This window comes from Lysinibacillus sp. VIII_CA (genome assembly GCF_049943995.1).
GTDB lineage: Bacteria > Bacillota > Bacilli > Bacillales_A > Planococcaceae > Lysinibacillus > Lysinibacillus pinottii.
Window position 1 is genome coordinate 21,469 of record NZ_JBNFXM010000026.1, and the last position, 19,405, is coordinate 40,873.

Below are 19,405 nucleotides of genomic sequence, written 5' to 3' on the forward strand. Positions count from 1 at the left end.
CATTTTGCTAACTAATTATATGTGAAAGTTTTTCGTCACTCTCACTGATATTACCGCGTTTTGTTTAAAATTACTATTTGACAGAAACGGTGAACTCCACTTTAAAATATGTAAAATTTTCACACTTCCTGATTACGAATTAAATAAATAAGCGCTTGCAATTCTACCGATAAATCAATGGTTAAGAGCTGCATGCTATCTGGCACAGTCAATCGCTCGGGCGTAAAATTTAAAATTCCCTTTGCATTCATAGCCGCTAAGCGATCTGCCATTTTTTGTGCAGAGCGTGGTGATACTGTCAAAATTGCTAGCTCTGCCCCGTATTCTGCATACTTTTCTTCTAGCAAATCAGGATGAAAAACAGGAATGTTACTAATCATTTTGCCATCCTTCGGAGCTTTCGAATCAAATGCTACAACAATATGTGTGTTGTGGTTTTTTTGAAAATTATATTTTAATAATGCACTGCCTAAATTCCCCACGCCAATTAACGCTACTTTTGTTGTTTCATGCTGATCAAGCGTCTGGCTAAAAAACTGTAATAGATGCTGTACATCGTAGCCATAGCCTTTCTTTCCAAGTGCACCAAAATAAGAAAAGTCACGGCGAATGGTTGCAGAATCTATTTTCATCGCTTCACTCAGTTCCTTCGACGAAATACGTTCCATACCTTCTTGTGCAAAGTTTTGAATAAATCGATAGTAAAGAGGAAGTCTTTTTGTAGTGGCTTGTGGAATTTTTAATTCTTGTTTCAAACTTTCTCCTCCTTATGTTGAACCTCAATCAATTTTACTGTATTTAACTACTAATTTTAATACATTTATCCTTAACTATATACAACATTATTGCAATCCACTAGCGTATTTCTCTTTAGTTAATGGCGCTATGTACGCAGCTAACTAAAAAGAAATCGTTTCAATCTTACATGACTGCTTGGAATAAGTAAAGCACCGACATTGCATGCAAATCGTTCATCCATTACACTAAGGTAGAATTGAGGTGTCAAGAATGATTGTTTTACAGGTCAATCAACTAACTAAATCCTTTCTTGCAGATGAAATTTTGAGTGGTGTGAAATTAGAAGTTCAACACCGTGATCGTGTTGCCTTAGTAGGGCGAAACGGTGCAGGTAAATCGACTTTATTAAAAATAATCGCTGGGCAAATGTCCTATGACTCAGGGGATATCATTATTCCAAAGGGCATCCAGGTTGGCTATTTAGAGCAACATGCCGGATTAAATTCTACGTTAACTATTTGGGATGAAATGATGACCATTTTCGAACCCCTTTTAGCCCAAGAACAAACGCTCCGCTCGCTCGAACAGCAAATGGCAGATTCTACTGTTTATGAAAATCCTACTTTGTATGCGAAAGTTATGTCAGAATATGATCAACTACAGCATACTTTTAAGGATGCTGGCGGCTATCAATATGAATCGGACATGCGATCAGTGCTTCATGGAATGCAATTCTATCCGGAAGACTACGATAAACCCATTAGCTCCCTTTCTGGTGGCCAACGCACACGCTTAGCACTAGCTAAGCTCTTACTTAGTAAACCAGATCTTCTAATTCTCGATGAGCCTACGAACCATTTAGATATTGAAACATTATCTTGGTTAGAATCTTATTTAAAGAGCTATGAAGGCGCTATTTTAATTGTTTCCCATGACCGCTACTTCTTAGACCAAGTTGTTTCTATTGTCTACGAAGTATCACGCCATCGTGTCACAAAATATACAGGTAACTACAGTGCTTATTTAGATGTAAAAGCTAAAAACTATGAACGTGATGTCAAACTTTTTGAGCGTCAGCAAGATGAAAAGGCCAAGCTAGAAGATTTTATCCAAAAGAATATTGCACGTGCCTCTACAACAAAAATGGCACAAAGTCGACGAAAAATGCTTGAACGAACAGAATGGATGGAATCGCCAGATGGTGATGAAAAATCCGCTAGTTTTGGTTTTACGATTGAACGTCAAAGTGGTAATGATGTTTTATCCGTTGATGATTTAACAATCGGCTATGGCGATCAGCGTATATCTAGTGGTATTAAGCTACGTACTTTTCGCGAGGATCGAATTGCTCTTGTTGGACCAAACGGGGTTGGTAAATCGACATTATTAAAAACGATTGTAAAAGATTTAACGCCTCTTGCAGGTGATATCCGTTATGGTACGAATGTGCAAATTGGCTATTATGATCAAGAGCAAGCAAAGCTTTCGAGCAATAAAAGTGTCTTAAAAGAGCTATGGGATGAATGGCCGCTTATGAATGAAAAAGATATACGTACTGTATTGGGACGCTTCCTATTTAGTGGAGAAGATGTCGATAAAGTGGTCTCTTCTTTATCAGGTGGTGAAAAAGCACGCCTTGCACTTTCAAAATTAATGATGCAAAAGGCCAATTTTTTAATTCTCGACGAGCCTACCAACCATCTAGATTTAGATAGTAAGGAGGTTCTTGAAAATGCTTTGATCGATTATCCTGGAACGCTTCTATTTGTCTCTCATGACCGCTACTTCATTAATCGTATCGCTACCAAAGTGGTGGAGTTGTCTGGAACTGGGTCGTTCGAATATTTAGGGGACTATGATTATTATGTAGAGAAAAAACAGGAGCTGTTTGAGCTAGCACAAATGAAGAGTGCTTCCCAACCGCAACTACAGCAGGCTCTACCTGATAAGACCTCAACCTCCAAAATTGATAAAGAGGCAAAAAAACGTGAACGACAAATAAGACGTGCTATCGAAGAACTAGAAGGCAAGATGCAAGAAACGACGACTATCATTGATAGGCTAGAGGAAGCTCTTTGTGATCCTGCAATTTTTACAGATCATGAAAAAATTGCCCAACTGCAAGGCGAATTGGCTACTGCAAAGGAGAAGCATGAGCTTTTAGAATTAGAGTGGCTAGAGTTAAATGAAGAATTAGAACATATAAATATGTAATTTGATTTAAGCCGTGTGCATTGTCACATGGCTTTTTTCTTTACTCTCCTTCATTTTTCATATATATTGGTCAAGTGCTATTTTTCGACAAAAAATGCCCACAGTTTTATTCACACCATAAATCTAGTAATACCAACATATCAACAGAGTTTTCCACACTGTCCACAATTTAAAATTATTTTATCCACATCATCCCGTGTAAAACATGCTACTATATATTGAATAATCACAAGTTATGCACAAGTTATCAACAATTTGTGCATAAGTACGCGTGTTCGGTATTTAGTTCGCTCCATTACCTGTGGATAATTTTCTGAAAAATTTGTCAATTAAAGTGTACTATTTTACGAATTCCTTCATTACATTCATTTTTTATCAACAAATTTTCGACAAATAAAAAAAGAGATATCTTCCATAAGATACCTCCTTCCCTTACTACTACACCCAGGATTTTAACTCCATTCCTGGACGACCATTCATCGTTAAGTTTCCTCGGATACCCGCTTCATACATTGGCATGGCAACTGCTCCAATCATTGCCGCATTATCCGTACATAATTTGAGTGGTGGTACAAAAAACGGAATCCCTTCCTCAGTGAACACTGCCTCTAATGAAGCACGTAAGCCTTTATTGGCTGCTACACCGCCAGCTGCGATGACCTGCTTCACCTGATATTCGCGAGCAGCACGCAATGTTTTCGCTGTTAGTACTTCGACAACGCTTTCCTGGAAGCCCTTTGCAACGCCTGCTGGTGAAATGGCTTCGCCACGTTGATCCATATTGTGTTTATAATTGATGACCGCTGATTTTAAGCCACTAAAGCTAAAATCATAAGACCCCTCCTCTAACCATACTCTTGGAAAAGGTACAGCCTCTTCTCCCTCATGAGCGAGCTGATCAATGCGTGGGCCACCTGGATAAGGTAAATTTAAAACTCGTGCCACTTTATCATATGCCTCACCTGCTGCATCATCTCTTGTTTCACCAATAACCTCAAAGGAGCCATGTTCCTTCATATAAACAAGCTCCGTATGCCCACCTGATACAACAAGTGCCAATAAAGGAAACTCCATTGGTTGGACTAGAGCATTCGCATAAATATGACCTGCAATATGATGTACACCAATAATCGGTAAATTATTGGCAAAAGCAAACGCCTTAGCCGCATTTATGCCAATTAGCAGCGCACCGACTAAACCTGGACCCTCCGTAACGGCAACAGCATCCAAATCGGCTGGCTTTATATTCGCTTGTGCTAAAGCTTCCTCAATAACCACTGTAATTTGTTCAACATGATGACGTGAAGCGATTTCAGGAACAACTCCACCAAATCGTTTGTGGCTTTCTATTTGTGACGCAACAACATTCGAAACAATTTCATGACCATTTCGAATAATTGCTGCAGCTGTTTCATCACAGCTCGATTCTATTGCTAATATCAACCCATTATTCATTATAAATTCACCCACATGACAAGGGCATCCTCCCCGTTATCAGTATAATAGCCTTTCCGTATACCACCATCTTGGAAATGAAGCTTGCGATAGAGATTTTGTGCAACCGTATTTGTCACACGTACCTCAAGCGTCATAACCTCCATTCCATGTAAACGCGCTATATGCATCGCCTCACGCATCAATCCTTCGCCTATCCCTCTGCCACGAGCCTGCTCAATTACCGCTACATTTGTTATTTGAGCTGCATCTATGACCATCCACATTCCACAAAAACCAATAATACTACCATTTTCATCTATAGCCAGCACATAATGCGCATACTGATTTTCATGCACTTCGTAGTAAAAGGAATCTAACGTCCATGGCACTGGAAATGAAGCCAATTCAATTTCATAAACTGCTGGCACATCGTCCGAAACCATTTTTCGATAAGTTACATTCCTAGTCATGTTCCTTCTCCTTCTGTTCTTTCAGCCAGTTTGCCTCAGCCTCGGCAATCCGTTTATATTGTGGAACGAAGTGATGGGTAGCTTCGACACTCGGTAACTCCATTTTCGTCGCTATATGAATGACTTCCGTCGCACGTGGCAAATCAATACTAAATGGTGCACGTACTGCATAATCACCAAGCATCTGCACAATATTCTCCCAAAATATATCAACATCTGTTCCTACAAATAGAATAGGTTGCTCTAATGCCTTTAAACGCACTAATACATCATCAATATGTGCATGATGATCCTCCACAAGTGCCTCTAAAGTTTCACCTTGATAAACTGCCGTATAGACATTGCGTCTTCTAGCATCAAAAATTGGACAAACCAACCCGTTATAAAGGGCAGCGTTGGCAGCCAATGCTTTTAAACTAGATACGCCCACTAAAGGTTTCTGTAATGTCCATGCTAATGTTTTTGCTAATGTCACCCCTATACGGACACCCGTATAAGAACCTGGTCCTTCAGATACTGCAATCGCATCCAGATCATTCGGTTTTACATCTATGCGTGCTAGAATTTCTTCAATCGCTGGCATCGCACCTGCAGAATGCGTTAATTTTATATTTTGTACCATCTCGGCCACTATTTTGCCGTCCTTTATAACTGCAATGGAAAGTGGTGTATTTGCTGTTTCTATTCCTAACCAAATCATTTCATTAGCTCCTCACATAGTGCCTCATAGCGTTCTCCTCGAGGTATTAACACAAAGCGTCGTTCATTTTCTCCGATTCGGTAAATCTCTATCGCTAGGCGATCCTGTGGCAAATCCTGTTCTATTAAATGCGCCCACTCGACCACTGATACCGCATCTCCATAAAAAAGCTCGTCCCACCCAAGGTCTTCATCACTTTCTGCTAACCTATATACATCTAAATGATTAAACGGTAATCTTCCCTCATACTGCTTAATAATCGTAAATGTTGGACTGTTGACTGTTCGTTTGACCCCTAGCTCCTTCGCCAAGGCTTTCGTAAATGTCGTCTTCCCCGCACCTAGATCACCTTCTAATGTAATCGTATCCTGAGCTTCTAATTTATTTGCAAGTTTGCTGGCAAAACGTTCTGTATCATCAAGTGAATTCATGATTATTTCATACATATTCTTTTTCCTCTCATCACTACATTACCTCTAGTTTACCTAAACTAGCGAAAATGTTCAAAGCATCCAATACTCATTATACTTGCTTTGAAAATCCAAAAATATGTGAACAATTAAACGATTAGATTCAAGGAGCTATTATTATTCCATTTTTCATTGTCGCATCAGTATCCTCATGGGCATCCATTTAATGAATGTGATAAGAAGAAAAAGCCATCGAGAGTGAACCTTCTCAATGGCTTCTGCCTACAGTCAAATATGTCTTCTTTTACAACTATCGATTAGAATGGCCTTTTACAGCTACGATCTCTTTAGCAATTAATTTATCATCCTTAAATTTCACTATATAAGCCTGAGTCAACAAGGTTTCATCATTCCAACGATATTCATTATTTTTCACCTTTTTACCTGCACCACCTGCTGTCTCTACTACCTCAATATATGACATATCATTTTTTAATTTCTCAAATTCTACTTCGTTCATATTTTTTTGCCAGTGATACGTATTTGCTTCTTCAATCTCTATAATAGGATCTCCACAGCCTACCATCATTAACATGGAACCAATAAGCAAAGGTAAATAAAAATATTTTGAAAATAGATCTTTGCTCATGTAAACACCTCCGTAGTCAATCCAATTACCTCTAATTTTTACCCTTAGTTTTTATTTTAGAAACATAACTCATTTTACCTTATAAAATCATCATCATTTATCGGTAATTTTTACTATTTTTAGATAATGTTAAATATATGCAATTCGTTAGACTTACTGCAGTAATTCAACTAAATTCATTGAAATTGAGCGTTTTTTAAGCGAACGTAGTGGGGTTATTTAGGGCAATAGATGTTATTTCATTAAAATCAATGGGAGGTTGGTCATAAAGGCTTCACCAAATGTAAAGCTTTTAACCTCTATGTTTCCACCCTGTGCATTGGGTCTTCATAGAGTGTTACGTTTATACATACAACAAATGCTTGAAAAGATTTTATGATTAAAAAGCTAAGCAGAAAGAAAATCCTCCTTATATACAAAAAAGCCCTTATGACTGTAACAGTACATAAGAGCGATCATATCAAGTATAAATGGCGGTCCCGACCGGGATCGAACCGGCGATCTCCTGCGTGACAGGCAGGCATGTTAACCGCTACACCACGGGACCTCTTTAAGACATTTATAAATATATCATATAAAAAAATGATATGCAATATATATTTTCATATTTTTTCTTCTCTTATTTCCTTACAATTGGCATCAATCTTGCAAATAATTTAATAGTTTTAACACACTTTTTAGTAGGAGGTTGGTGCCATGGTTCGGTACATATTTACACGAATTGGATATATGATTATTACGCTTTTTATTATTATCCTACTGTCATTTTTATTAATGAAAGCTTTGCCAGGTTCACCATTTAATGATGAACGCCTTCCAGAGACACAAAAAGAGCTTCTTTACAAAAAATATGGATTAGACAAGCCCGTTCCTGTGCAATTCGGAATTTATTTAACGAATCTTGTACAGGGGGATTTAGGAGTTTCTTTTGTCTTTGATAACCGTCCAGTAACTAAGATTATTAAAGAACGTATTGGTGCATCGGCGATTTTGGGCTTTCAAGCCATAATAGTAGGCACAATTATTGGGCTTCTATTAGGCATTATCGCTGCTCTAAGACACAACACAATTATTGACTATAGTGCCACAATATTAGCTGTACTAGGTATATCCATTCCATCATTTGTCTTTGCAGGTTTTTTACAGTATTGGGTTGGCGTTAAATTGGGCTGGTTACCCATTGCCTTTTGGAATGGCTTTGAATATTCCATTTTACCAACAATTGCATTAGCAGTTGGAGTAGTTGCAACAATTGCTCGTTTTACGCGCATGGAAATGCTTGAAGTCCTTAGTCAAGAATATATCTTAACCTCAAAAGCTAAAGGATTATCAAAGCCAATTATCATTACAAAGCATGGTATTCGAAATGCCATGATCCCAATCGTGACTATTATTGGTCCTTTAACCGTTAACACTATTACTGGTTCACTTGTCATTGAAAAGATATTCAGTATTCCAGGTTTAGGTGAGCAATTTGTTAATTCAATTATAACGAATGATTATCAGCTCATTATGGGAACGACTATTTTTTATGCGGTGTTATTTGTAACCGTCGTTTTAATTATCGATATTTTATACGGATTGATTGACCCCCGAATTCGTGTGACAGGAGGCGATAATACATGACTAGTAAACTGACAGATAGTACAACTAAAAGCCATCCAAAGGAATTATTTGAATATGCACCGGAAACTGATATTACGGATGATTTCACCTATCGTCCTGAGCAATCATTTTGGCAGGATGCCTGGCGGGGTTTGCGAAAAAATAAAGCAGCTATTATTGGGCTATGTACTATTATTGTTGTTCTATTACTTGCCATTTTCGGCCCTTTTATGAATAGCCATGGCTATGATGAACAAAATATCGCACGCACTAATTTACCGCCAAAAATCCCTATCCTTGAGAATATTTCCTTCTTAGGCTTGAATGGCGTCGATAGCCGAGGCATAGACCAATATGAAGCGAAAGGTATTGGGGAATATTTTTGGTTCGGTACAGATGAATTAGGGCGAGATCTTTGGACACGTATCTGGGAAGGAACAAGAATTTCTCTTTATATTGCTTTTTTAGCAGCAACCATTGATCTAATTATAGGCGTTGCTTATGGGGCTGTTTCAGCATTTTATGGTGGTCGAGCAGATAATATTATGCAACGTATTATTGAAGTGTTGGTCGGTATACCTGGATTAATTGTGAACATACTGCTGATTCTTATTTTAAAGCCTGGAATTATTTCGATTACGATTGCAATGGTAATTGTGGGTTGGATTAGTATGGCTCGAATTGTTCGAGCACAAATATTGAAGCTAAAATCTTATGAATATGTGCTTGCTTCACGAACACTTGGTGCTAGTAACCAACGTCTCATATGGAAGCATTTAATTCCCAATACGCTTGGGCCAATTATTGTTGCGACTACATTTACAATACCAGGTGCTATTTTCACGGAAGCCCTATTAAGCTTCATTGGCCTAGGGCTACAGCCTCCAACTGCTTCTTTGGGGACAATTGTCAACGATTCATATAAATTATTAAGAATTTATCCACATGGCATGATTATTTCATCTATTGTCATTAGCTTAATTATGATTAGCTTTAATTTACTCGGTGATGGACTGCGTGATGCATTCGATCCCAAAACTCGTAAATAGGAAGGTGCTCTAAATGAAGAAAATATTAGAAGTAAAAAATTTAAGTGTTTCCTTCAACACGTACAATGGTGAGGTACAAGCCGTACGCAATATTTCATTTGATTTATTTGAGGGCGAAATCTTAGCTATTGTTGGCGAGTCTGGCTCAGGAAAATCAGTGACTTCGAAAAGCCTTCTTCGTCTCAATCCAACTGAGTCAACAATGGTGAAAAGCGGCCATATTTTTTATAACGGACATGATATTTTATCTTCCAGTGAGCAGGAAATTCGAGCAATACGCGGAGCTGAAATAGCTATGATTTTTCAAGATCCAATGACCGCTTTAAACCCTACGATGACAATTGGTCACCAAATCGCAGAAAGTATAAAAAAACATACGACGTTACGTGGCAAACAAATAACAAACCGTGTTATAGAACTATTGCAACTCGTTGGTATTAAAGAAGCTGATAAACGATATAAACAGTATCCACACCAATTTTCTGGAGGAATGCGCCAACGAATCGTCATTGCTATGGCCCTTGCTTGTGAACCACGTATTATTATTGCTGATGAGCCTACCACAGCACTAGATGTTTCGATCCAAGCACAAATTTTAGAATTATTAAAAAATATACAACAAAACATGAATTTATCCATTATCTTTATTACCCACGATTTAGGTGTTGTCGCCAAAATGGCTAATCGTGTGGCCGTGATGTATGCTGGAAAAATCATTGAGATTGGCTTAGTTGATGAAATTTTTTATCATTGTCAACATCCTTATACACAAGGACTGCTGGCAGCCATGCCTAATCCTGATATGGGTACAAATTCATTGTATGCTATTCCTGGGACACCACCAAACCTACTTCATCCTCCTACTGGTGATGCCTTTGCAGCTCGTAATAAACATGCACTAAAAATTGACTTTATAGAGGAGCCACCTATGTTCCAGGTCAGCGACACCCATTTCGCAGCAACTTGGTTATTGCATAAACACGCACCTAAAATAGTACCGGTTCATCAGCACCTTGCTCAAGTACAGCAAGAGAAGCGTAATGCATCAGCTATTTTAGATAAAGAACATCCATATCTATCATTAAAAGAGGTCAAGCAGCATTTCTCTTTAGGGAAAAACTCAGTTAATAAAGCTGTAGATGGCATTACTTTCGATATTTATAAAGGGGAAATTTTTGGCCTCGTAGGAGAATCAGGTTGTGGTAAATCTACAACTGGACGTTCCATTATTGGGCTCCATTCGATTACGAGCGGGGAAATTCTTGTTGATGGTCGTAATATCAATGACAATCAAACAAAAAAAGACAAGCTTACCTTCAATAGCAAGGTGCAAATGATTTTTCAAGATCCCTATTCTTCTCTTAATCCGCGTATGAAAATAATGGATATTATAGCAGAAGGATTGGCCATCCATGAAGTGCCTAAAAGTGAATGGAAGCCTAAAATATATGAGTTATTAAACATAGTGGGCTTAACAAAAGAGTATGCAAACCGTTATCCTCATGAACTTAGTGGTGGGCAGCGTCAGCGTATTGGTATTGCACGCGCCCTTGCTGTAGAGCCTGAGCTCATCATTGCAGACGAGCCTATTTCTGCATTGGACGTTTCCATTCAGGCACAAATAGTGAATCTGCTGAAACAGTTACAAAAGGAACGCGGATTGACCTATCTTTTTATTGCACACGACTTATCAATGGTGAAATATATTAGTGATCGTATTGGTGTGATGTATCAAGGAAAAATCGTTGAGTTAGCGAACAGTCAAGAACTCTATGATTATCCAGTACACCCTTATACGAAGTCATTATTATCAGCCATTCCATTACCAGATCCTAAGCTAGAGCGAGACCGCAAACGCATTATTTTTAATGAAGTTACCTATCAAGCTAATCGAAATACTGAAAGTGAAAGCTTTGTTGAGATACGCCCTGGTCACTTTGTTATGCTGACAGAAGAGGAGCTTATCCACTATCGTTCTGCCCAAGAAGGAGGTATATTACTTTGAAAAAAAAGACCTTCCTCTTACTTGCTAGCTGTATGATCATAGTTTCCCTTAGCTTTATTTTGTTCCTCCATCAACCAATCACTTTTTTAACATTGATTAACAATATTTTTCTTGTATCACTTACCTCTACAATTATAGGTGCTTCATTGGTTGTTGTGCAAGGTGGGCTTTTTAATGGTATCACCTATAGCTTCAAACGTTTTTTTGCACGTGTTACTAAAAATGGTGTCTATGCCTTTGAATTAGATGGTGATTTAGAATTTGTTCATGCTCCCTCCTGCAACTTTACTTATCCGCTTTTATTAGCAGGTATAATTGGCTGCTCTACGACAGCGATTTTATCTATAGTTTTCTATCTATAAATAAAAAATGCTGTCCTCTGAAAGAAGAGGACAGCATTTTTTATTTTACAATTTCTACCCATTTATAGCTTATGTCAGCTGAGAATGGATGCTCATATAAATTTTTTACATATGGTTTTGTCAAACGGCTTAACCCCTTTTGGAAGGTTGGGGCAAATGCTACATCTTCCATCATTAATTTTTCGGCTTGCTGCATAAGTTCCCAACGCTCTGTAACATCAGAGGTAGTTTTCGCTTGTTTAATGAATGCATCCACTTTTTCATTTTTGTAGTTTGATTGATTATAATAAGCAGTTGACTCAAATAATTCAATGTAAGTCATAGGATCTTGATAGTCAGGACCCCAACCACCATAATCTAAATCAAAATCAACAGCCCCCTCTAATGCAAGCTTTTGCTTATTCGGCTGCATATTAATTGTTAGCTCTAAGCCCTCTAAATTCGTCTCCAGTTGATTTTTAATAAATTCAGCTGCTTTCTTAGACTCTGCACGGTCATATGTTAAAAACTCCAGCTTTACTTGGTCTACACCAAGTTCCTTTAATCCAGTAGCCCACGCTTCCTTTGCTAGCTCGATATCTGTTTTATTCATATCGCCGTTGCCATCACGGAAATCATTCCCCTTGTCATCTGTTGATAATCCCTGTGGTACTAAATAGTAAGCAGGGATGGAACCATCCTGCAATATCACATCAGCGAAGCCTTGTTTGTCCCATGCCATATCAATGGCTTTACGAATGTTTAGATTAGATAAATATTTATTCTCATGATTCATACGAATAAAATACGTATTTGGCTTTAAAAACGTAGAATACTCTGGACTATCTTTATATTGAGCCACATACTCACTAGATAACTCGGCAGTATCTATTTCACCAGCCTCATAGAGATTGACAGCCGTTGCTGTATCTTTAACAATTTTTTGCGTAATTTTAGTAAGCTTTACAGTGTCCTTATCCCAATAACTTTCATTTTTAACGAATGTCCATCCTTGACCATGTTGCCAAGATTCCATCATGAAAGGCCCATTATAGATCATATTATCCGCTTCTAGCGCATATTGATCACCTTGGGACTCTGTAAATTCTTTATTTAATGGGAAAAACGGGGCATACGTCGTTAAGCTAATAAAGTATGGGATGGGCGCATTTAGCTGCACTTCTAATGTATCATCATTTAAAGCTTTAATACCTATTTCCTCCACCTTCCCATAAAGGGGATCCTCTTCTGTTTGCACATTGGCAGCATTTTTTATATCTAACATTAAGTATGAATAAATTGCTTGAGTTTCGGGATTTATTGCTCTTTTCCACGCATACTCAAAATCATATGCCGTCACTGGAGACCCATTACTCCAAACAGCATCTTTCCGTATTTTAAATGTATATACTGTACCATCTTCCGAAACTTCATGTGACTCCGCCATTCCTGGGATGGGTGTATTTTCAGGACCTATACGATATAATCCCTCAAATACAGAGTTCATTGCTGTTACAGCAAGTGCATCTACACTCCCCAAAGAGCTCATCGTCGTTAAATCTCCTGTTGCCACTAAATGAAGCTCCTGTGTAGCAATATTGTCGTCCCCATCAGCAGTTGCATTGTCTGATTCATTACTTTTAGCAGGATTTCCAGAAGTTGGTTTTCCGTAGCACCCTACCAATATAACGAGCATTAATCCTAACAATACGAAGAGCCATTTTGTTTTTTTAGCCATCCTCAAAACCCCTTTATTTTTATTGCACGAAAGAAATCGCACTATAAAAATCTATGCAATTTCCATGCCGATTCTAATTTTTTAAAAATTGGCACGGATTTTGCATTATAATTTCATGAAAGAAGGGAGAATAACAACATGTCAAAATTAGAACAATTAAGAAATGCTCTACAAGCACAAGGTACGAGCGCAATTATTATTACAAATGCACAAAACCGACGTTATTTAACAGGATTTACAGGAAGTGCAGGAACGGTTATAGTGACTAACACACGTGCACTTTTATTGGTGGACTTCCGCTATACTCAGCAAGCAACTGAGCAAAGTAAAACATTTGAGGTTCATGAGATAGATCGCAATCGTTTATATGAAATGATTCAGGAAATTTTAGATCAGGAATCTATTCAATCTGTTGGCTTTGAACAGCATCACGTAACTTACTACACTTATCAATTAATGGCTAATAAATTAACAGCAACTTTAAAGCCTTTATCTACTATTGTGGAAAATTTGCGTATGATTAAGACACCAGAGGAAATTGAAATCATTAAGAAAGCAGCTTGGATTTCAGATGAGGCATTTAAGCATATTCTGACATTCATTAAACCGGGTTTATCAGAAATTGAAATTGCCAATGAATTGGAATCTCATATGCGTAAGAACGGGGCAACTGGTGCAGCATTTGATATGATTGTTGCTTCAGGCCACCGCTCTGCTCTACCGCATGGTGTGGCATCTTCAAAAGTTATTGAGCAAGGTGACATGCTAACACTTGATTTTGGCGCTTATTATCAAGGCTATCGTTCTGACATGACAAGAACTATTGCAGTCGGCGAGCCTCCTGAACAATTAAAGGAGATTTATCAAATTGTTTACGACTCCTTACAACATGCTCTTTCTAATATGAAGGCTGGTATTACGGGGCAAAATGCAGATAGCTATACACGAGACTACATTACAGCTAAAGGCTACGGGGACAATTATGGACACGGAGCAGGTCATGGCATTGGCCTAGATATTCACGAGGATATATTTATGTCGACAGTTTGTGAAGACGTTTTAGAGGAGAATATGGTACTTACCGTGGAGCCTGGCATTTACCTCCCACAAGTTGGAGGTGTTCGAATAGAAGATGATGTCATCATTACAAAAGATGGTGTTGAAGTAATCACACATTCACCAAAAGAACTCATTGTCTTATAATTTATTTACACTTTAACTATAAGATGTTTACTTTTTTTACACTTTTTAAAACCTTTTATTTCAACATTTTGAGCTTTTTATTGAAAGCTCATGATTCATTTTGTTGCACATGTCAAAGTTTCTTGTCACTATATTTTTCTAAGTTAGTTAGATAGATTGATAGAGAATCGAGGTTTTTTGTATGCAACTTTCTATTAAACAAACACAAGAATTACAAATAGTTATGTCTGCCCAACTTCGTCAGGCAATTGAGCTACTCCAATATTCAACTCAGGAGCTAGAACAATATATACGTGAACAAGAACTCGTTAATCCTTTAATCGAGCTAAGTGAACCAACATTTAAAGAGCATCTACAGATTTCCAAAACGTGTGGCAGACACTATAACAATTGGCATCTTTCTACAAAATGTGAAAAAAATATCCGTGATGAGCTGTTTCAGCAGGTCAGGCTAACTTTTGATAATGAAAAGGACATTCAGCTCTTAAAACATATTATTTACCATTTAGATGACAATGGGTATTATGAGCAATCCATACAATCTTCTTATAATGACCTAGAAATAGAAAAGGGCATTCATTTATTACAAACGATTGGTCCTCTAGGAATCGGTGCACGCAATTTAAAAGAGTGTTTACTATTACAAACTATTTATGGTCCTAACAGCCCTGCTCATGCCGATACCATTATTTCTAATTATCTAGAAGAGCTCGCTCATAATAATTGGAAAAAAATATCAAAAGAGCTGGATATATCCCTAAATGACTTACAAATCATCTATCTTTTTATACAATCACTACAGCCAAAGCTAAGCTCATTGTTTTATCAGGAATTGGTACATACAACAATACCAGATATTATTGTTGATATTGTGGACGGTGGGATTACCTTTTCGTTGAACGATTATTATTTACCAAAGGTTAGTATTCATGCTGACTACTTTCCTTATATAAAAGCTCATTCCTCAGAAAAGAGTTATTTTAAAAAACACTTAGCTGACTACCACTGGCTAGTGAACAGCATAGAACAACGTCGAAATACAATGATCAACATTATGAAGGCCCTTATTGAAAAACAAAGAAAGTTCTTTCTTGATGGCCTTGACGCCATACAACCACTTACGTTGCGTGAAATTGCTGACCAAATAGATGTTCATGAATCGACGGTTAGTCGCATTACAACAAATAAGTATGTACAAACTGCTTTTGGTACATTTGAATTAAAAGAATTATTCAGCTCTAAATTGTCGACAGCAAATGGTCATAGTGTGTCACAAATAAAGGTAAAATCTTTGCTATCAGACTATATCAAATCAGAAAATAAGGCAAAGCCCTTCTCTGATCAAAAAATAGCTGAATATTTTAACTCTGCTTTAGGTATTGAAATATCTCGACGTACCATAGCTAAATATCGCGAGGACATGAGTATCCCCTCCTCGGCAAGACGTAAAATAATACCTTTTAAATAACGTGAAAAGGAGCTATCTATTGAAGTTAGCTCCTTTTACTTCTATACAAATTTAATGCATACTCACTAATTATTGCTTCATATTAACAAATACACTTTTCACCTCAGTGTAATTGGACAAACCATATTCACCGCCCATTTCGCGACCAATTCCTGACTGTTTGTAACCACCAAATGGCATCGTTTCCCATTCTAAACCGAAATCATTAATCCATACGGTCCCAGCTTGTAGTTTACTAGCTATATAATGTGCCTTTTTTACATTTTCAGTCCAAATGCTTGCAGCAAGTCCATACTTACTATTTTTAGCACGTACGATTACCTCATCTACTGTTTCAAACGACAGAATGGACATCACTGGTCCGAAAATCTCTTCTTGAGCAATGATCATCGTGTCCTGTACATCAGCAAAGATAGTTGGTTGGACAAAATATCCCTTTTCCAGTGCTCGATCGCCACCTGCTACTATACGAGCACCCTCCTCTTTTCCTTTTTCGATATAATCAAGAACTGTATTTAATTGCTTTTGTGACACTAATGGACCCATATCTGTTTCTGGGTCTAAACCTGACCCTATCTTTAATGCTTTAGCCTTTTCCGCGAGTCGTTCAATAAATAGATTGTATAGACTACTATGCACAAATACCCGCGTACATGCACTACAGTTTTGTCCATGATTGTACATCGTACCAGCAAAAGTTCCTTCGATCGCTTCCTCGACATCTGCATCTGGTAACACAATAGCAGGCGATTTTCCTCCAAGCTCTAATGTTATACTTTTCACATCATCGGCAGCCTTTTTCATCACGTGTATTCCCGTCTTTGTTGACCCAGTGAAGGCTACTTTTGCTACACCTTTATGTGTAACTATCGCTTCACCCGCCTCTCCCGTACCTGGAACAATATTTACTACACCATCTGGAAAACCAGCTTGTTTCATTAACTGGCCAACATATAATAACGACAATGGCGTTTCAGCTGCTGGTTTGATGACAACCGTACATCCTACAGCTAACGCTGCCCCTAGCTTCCATGCCGCCATTGCAAGAGGAAAATTCCAAGGAATAATTTGACCTACAACTCCAACGGGCTCATGTACAATGTAATTTAAGTAATCCTTTGACACTTGTACAGTCTGTCCTGTAATTTTTGTTGCCCAGCCTGCATAATAACGGAAATGTTGAACTGTGCCATCCACATCATCTGCAAGAGCAGCTTTATATGGTTTTCCATTGTCTAATGATTCTAGCTGTGCCAGCTCTTCACGATGCTCTTCTAGTAAATCTGCCAATTTATAAATAATTCGTGAGCGTTCAGCTGCCTCCATCATTGACCATTGACCTTCAAAAGCTTGTTGAGCAGCATGCACGGCTAGATCGATATCTTCTGCCTGTGCTTCACTTACTACGGCAATGACCTCTTCATTAGCAGGATTTAAAACATTTAATGTTTTACCTGATTGAGCTTGCACATATTTACCATCGATATATAAGCCAATTGTAGACTGCAGAAATTCCTTTATTTGTGGCTTTAATGTCAACACTGCCTCCATCGGTCTTCCCCCTTTTCCATTAATAATGTTCGATTGCCAGTACGTCTAAATTTGTCATAATTGCTTTTAGTTGTGCATCTTCTTCCTCTGTTAGTGGGAGTCGTGGTAGACGACAGGGTCCCCCTGCCCACCCTTTTAATTCCATTGCACGTTTGGTAATTTGTACATATTTACCCGATCCCTCTAAAAATGCACATAAAGGTAATAAACGATCGTAAATTGCCCAAGCTGCCTCTAAGTTCCCCTCTTTTACTTGACTATATAATTTTGTGACAAGCTCTGGCACAATATTTCCAGATACAGAAATCCACCCAACAGCCCCAACTAAAAGTGATTCGATAGCTAAGTCCTCAGAGCCACAAAATACTTCTATATCATTTTGACCTTGACGTACGATATCACGCGCTTTACCAATACTGCCGCTCGATTCTTTAATATGTGTAATATTTGGAACATCTCTACCTACTTTTAAAATCGTTTCTAAGCCAATATCTACCCCCGAAGTAAACGGGTTATTATAGATCATGATGGGAAATTTTACAGATTCGGCTACTGATTTAAAATGAACATATATTTCCTCATCTTTTGGATGTGCGTAATAGGAATTAATTAATAATGCTGCATCTGCACCAGCCTGTTCTGCCTGCTGTGTATAGATGATTGCCTCTGCAGTTGTTTCAGCTGCTGTCCCAACAATCAATGTCATTCGCCCTTTAATTTGATCTACAGCTACTTCTACTGCTTTAAACCGTTCTTCTTTAGTTAAACTTACAAATTCACCCGTACTACCATTAATAGCAATACCTGTGACCCCAGCTTCAATAAAATGTTCAATATTTTGTCGGTAACCGTCCCAATCAATGTCTGTTTGATTTTTCATCGGCGTTACTAATACAGGAAATACACCTTCAAGTTTTTTCATCTTTTCTTCCTCCTCTAAACTCTTTTATTACACAATGATAAATCCATGATGCAAAGGATCTTCACGGTCCACTACAAATTGATGGATTCCTGTGATATAAGCTGTTAATGCAACTTCGTAGCCAGCTTCATGTTTTTGTATAATTTCAATGCTACTACCAAAAATACTGTCATTTTTTCTGACAGCCTCTTCCCCTAAAACTGCTATTAATGCCAATATACTGTCTACACCAGGTGAACGTAATATATAGCCATCTCGCTCAAAGGTAACGGACCTGACAGAGCTATTTAATTGTTCATACATAATGACCCCATCTGCCGTCCTATATTTCTCACTTTCTAGTAATCCCCATGTACTGATTTCTGCTAATTCTTCTAAAACAATTGCTTTAAATTGCTGTGGTTTTTCTACAACAATGTATCGTCGCTCATTATCGATAATGACTTGCTCACCTTCTAATTGTGCTGGCTTCAATATTAAATGAACTGATAATACTGCATCTCTCTTTTCAGAAAGCTTGACATAGGCTTCATAGACACCTTTGACTGTTTCAATAGAGTAAGTATTATTTTTTGAGAGTTCTATTGTTCCTTGTTCAATCAATGCAGTCATTGTGGCTACAAGTGCTTCATACTTAAAATTTGTAGAAGCTGCATGCTGGAAAAATAATAATCGATAGGAAGCAATAGCGGATGGTAAAACAAGACAGCCATTCATTCCACGATGTCCTCTCGGCTCATTCAACAGCAATTGTTTTGTATCTTCAAATTGTGTATTTAACTGATGATCCGCTTCCAAAATATCTTCATGCATCAGCATGATTGGAGATTGCACAATAATGCGAAAGGCTTCTCCCACTACTTGTGTATCTATCGTTTGAAAAGACTTATGAAAATTCATGTTTA

Annotated in this window: 17 protein-coding genes and 1 tRNA gene; 7 read left to right on the top strand and 11 right to left on the bottom strand. The window is 37.9% G+C overall.

The annotated features are described in order from the left end of the window. Positions 1-119 precede the first annotated feature (119 nt). Complete coding sequence (locus ACP3VS_RS21980; protein ID WP_012291935.1) at positions 120-755, bottom strand: redox-sensing transcriptional repressor Rex; 636 nt, start codon at positions 753-755, stop codon at positions 120-122. A gap of 253 nt (positions 756-1,008) precedes the next feature. Between ACP3VS_RS21980 and abc-f the strand changes: the two genes are divergently transcribed. Then, positions 1,009-2,952 (top strand): ribosomal protection-like ABC-F family protein, encoded by a 1,944-nt coding sequence (abc-f, locus tag ACP3VS_RS21985; RefSeq protein WP_036160378.1) that lies wholly within the window; start codon positions 1,009-1,011, stop codon positions 2,950-2,952. A gap of 438 nt (positions 2,953-3,390) precedes the next feature. Here the strand turns inward: abc-f and tsaD are convergent, their stop codons facing one another. From tsaD to ACP3VS_RS22015, 6 genes are all read right to left on the bottom strand, one after another. After that, positions 3,391-4,407 (bottom strand): tRNA (adenosine(37)-N6)-threonylcarbamoyltransferase complex transferase subunit TsaD, encoded by a 1,017-nt coding sequence (gene tsaD, locus ACP3VS_RS21990; RefSeq protein WP_012291933.1) that lies wholly within the window; start codon positions 4,405-4,407, stop codon positions 3,391-3,393. Next, positions 4,407-4,859 (bottom strand): ribosomal protein S18-alanine N-acetyltransferase, encoded by a 453-nt coding sequence (rimI, locus tag ACP3VS_RS21995; protein ID WP_031416320.1) that lies wholly within the window; start codon positions 4,857-4,859, stop codon positions 4,407-4,409. Before rimI ends, tsaD begins: the two co-directional genes overlap by 1 nt. After that, positions 4,852-5,559, bottom strand: coding sequence for a tRNA (adenosine(37)-N6)-threonylcarbamoyltransferase complex dimerization subunit type 1 TsaB (gene tsaB, locus ACP3VS_RS22000; protein WP_031416319.1), 708 nt, complete (start codon positions 5,557-5,559; stop codon positions 4,852-4,854). The genes rimI and tsaB overlap by 8 nt, the downstream gene beginning before the upstream one ends. Further along, positions 5,556-6,005, bottom strand: coding sequence for a tRNA (adenosine(37)-N6)-threonylcarbamoyltransferase complex ATPase subunit type 1 TsaE (gene tsaE / locus ACP3VS_RS22005; protein ID WP_012291930.1), 450 nt, complete (start codon positions 6,003-6,005; stop codon positions 5,556-5,558). The genes tsaB and tsaE overlap by 4 nt, the downstream gene beginning before the upstream one ends. Positions 6,006-6,279: 274 nt before the next feature. Further along, positions 6,280-6,618, bottom strand: coding sequence for a hypothetical protein (locus ACP3VS_RS22010; RefSeq protein WP_426390006.1), 339 nt, complete (start codon positions 6,616-6,618; stop codon positions 6,280-6,282). Between the two features lie 471 nt (positions 6,619-7,089). Then, a tRNA-Asp gene (locus tag ACP3VS_RS22015) sits at positions 7,090-7,165 on the bottom strand. A gap of 149 nt (positions 7,166-7,314) precedes the next feature. On the opposite strand from ACP3VS_RS22015, the gene opp3b reads away from it, so the two are divergent. Genes opp3b through ACP3VS_RS22035 form a run of 4 tightly spaced genes read left to right on the top strand, consistent with a single transcriptional unit; the run spans position 7,315 to position 11,639 of the window. Beyond that, complete coding sequence (gene opp3b, locus ACP3VS_RS22020; RefSeq protein ID WP_036163920.1) at positions 7,315-8,244, top strand: oligopeptide ABC transporter permease; 930 nt, start codon at positions 7,315-7,317, stop codon at positions 8,242-8,244. Next, complete coding sequence (gene opp3C, locus ACP3VS_RS22025) at positions 8,241-9,272, top strand: oligopeptide ABC transporter permease (RefSeq protein WP_012291927.1); 1,032 nt, start codon at positions 8,241-8,243, stop codon at positions 9,270-9,272. Before opp3b ends, opp3C begins: the two co-directional genes overlap by 4 nt. 13 nt (positions 9,273-9,285) lie before the next feature. Then, positions 9,286-11,277: an ABC transporter ATP-binding protein gene (locus ACP3VS_RS22030; protein WP_325882191.1), complete on the top strand. Its 1,992-nt coding sequence runs from the start codon at positions 9,286-9,288 to the stop codon at positions 11,275-11,277. Next, the gene (locus tag ACP3VS_RS22035) at positions 11,274-11,639 is read left to right on the top strand and encodes a DUF3899 domain-containing protein (RefSeq protein ID WP_230591226.1); all 366 of its coding nucleotides are present in this window, start codon (positions 11,274-11,276) and stop codon (positions 11,637-11,639) included. The genes ACP3VS_RS22030 and ACP3VS_RS22035 overlap by 4 nt, the downstream gene beginning before the upstream one ends. A 40-nt stretch (positions 11,640-11,679) precedes the next feature. On the opposite strand, the gene ACP3VS_RS22040 is transcribed toward ACP3VS_RS22035, so the two are convergent. Beyond that, entirely contained in the window at positions 11,680-13,356 is a 1,677-nt protein-coding gene (locus tag ACP3VS_RS22040; RefSeq protein ID WP_036163914.1) for a peptide ABC transporter substrate-binding protein, read from the bottom strand. 138 nt (positions 13,357-13,494) lie between these two features. On the opposite strand from ACP3VS_RS22040, the gene ACP3VS_RS22045 reads away from it, so the two are divergent. Together ACP3VS_RS22045 and rpoN are read left to right on the top strand one after the other, a co-directional pair. Further along, positions 13,495-14,559, top strand: a complete 1,065-nt coding sequence (locus ACP3VS_RS22045; RefSeq protein WP_325882190.1) for a M24 family metallopeptidase — start codon at positions 13,495-13,497, stop codon at positions 14,557-14,559. Positions 14,560-14,740: 181 nt separating this feature from the next. Then, positions 14,741-16,027, top strand: coding sequence for an RNA polymerase factor sigma-54 (gene rpoN / locus ACP3VS_RS22050; protein WP_012291921.1), 1,287 nt, complete (start codon positions 14,741-14,743; stop codon positions 16,025-16,027). Positions 16,028-16,096: 69 nt separating this feature from the next. On the opposite strand, the gene ACP3VS_RS22055 is transcribed toward rpoN, so the two are convergent. From ACP3VS_RS22055 to ACP3VS_RS22065, 3 genes are read right to left on the bottom strand one after another with little or no spacing between them, the layout of a single operon-like run. Beyond that, entirely contained in the window at positions 16,097-17,578 is a 1,482-nt protein-coding gene (locus ACP3VS_RS22055) for an aldehyde dehydrogenase family protein (protein WP_426390009.1), read from the bottom strand. Between the two features lie 19 nt (positions 17,579-17,597). Then, positions 17,598-18,500, bottom strand: coding sequence for a 4-hydroxy-tetrahydrodipicolinate synthase (gene dapA, locus ACP3VS_RS22060; RefSeq protein WP_012291919.1), 903 nt, complete (start codon positions 18,498-18,500; stop codon positions 17,598-17,600). A 27-nt stretch (positions 18,501-18,527) separates the two neighbouring features. Continuing rightward, positions 18,528-19,400, bottom strand: a complete 873-nt coding sequence (locus tag ACP3VS_RS22065) for a proline racemase family protein (protein ID WP_207889500.1) — start codon at positions 19,398-19,400, stop codon at positions 18,528-18,530. Positions 19,401-19,405 lie beyond the last annotated feature (5 nt).

Coding starts and splice junctions, on each gene's coding strand:
- rpoN (WP_012291921.1), top strand. CDS start 14,741: ATGCAACTTTCTATTAAACAAACACAAGAATTACAAATAGTTATGTCT.
- ACP3VS_RS22055 (WP_426390009.1), bottom strand. CDS start 17,578: ATGGAGGCAGTGTTGACATTAAAGCCACAAATAAAGGAATTTCTGCAG.
- dapA (WP_012291919.1), bottom strand. CDS start 18,500: ATGAAAAAACTTGAAGGTGTATTTCCTGTATTAGTAACGCCGATGAAA.
- abc-f (WP_036160378.1), top strand. CDS start 1,009: ATGATTGTTTTACAGGTCAATCAACTAACTAAATCCTTTCTTGCAGAT.
- ACP3VS_RS22045 (WP_325882190.1), top strand. CDS start 13,495: ATGTCAAAATTAGAACAATTAAGAAATGCTCTACAAGCACAAGGTACG.
- opp3b (WP_036163920.1), top strand. CDS start 7,315: ATGGTTCGGTACATATTTACACGAATTGGATATATGATTATTACGCTT.
- tsaB (WP_031416319.1), bottom strand. CDS start 5,559: ATGATTTGGTTAGGAATAGAAACAGCAAATACACCACTTTCCATTGCA.
- tsaD (WP_012291933.1), bottom strand. CDS start 4,407: ATGAATAATGGGTTGATATTAGCAATAGAATCGAGCTGTGATGAAACA.
- opp3C (WP_012291927.1), top strand. CDS start 8,241: ATGACTAGTAAACTGACAGATAGTACAACTAAAAGCCATCCAAAGGAA.
- ACP3VS_RS22010 (WP_426390006.1), bottom strand. CDS start 6,618: ATGAGCAAAGATCTATTTTCAAAATATTTTTATTTACCTTTGCTTATT.
- ACP3VS_RS22040 (WP_036163914.1), bottom strand. CDS start 13,356: ATGGCTAAAAAAACAAAATGGCTCTTCGTATTGTTAGGATTAATGCTC.
- ACP3VS_RS22030 (WP_325882191.1), top strand. CDS start 9,286: ATGAAGAAAATATTAGAAGTAAAAAATTTAAGTGTTTCCTTCAACACG.
- tsaE (WP_012291930.1), bottom strand. CDS start 6,005: ATGTATGAAATAATCATGAATTCACTTGATGATACAGAACGTTTTGCC.
- ACP3VS_RS22065 (WP_207889500.1), bottom strand. CDS start 19,400: ATGAATTTTCATAAGTCTTTTCAAACGATAGATACACAAGTAGTGGGA.
- rimI (WP_031416320.1), bottom strand. CDS start 4,859: ATGACTAGGAATGTAACTTATCGAAAAATGGTTTCGGACGATGTGCCA.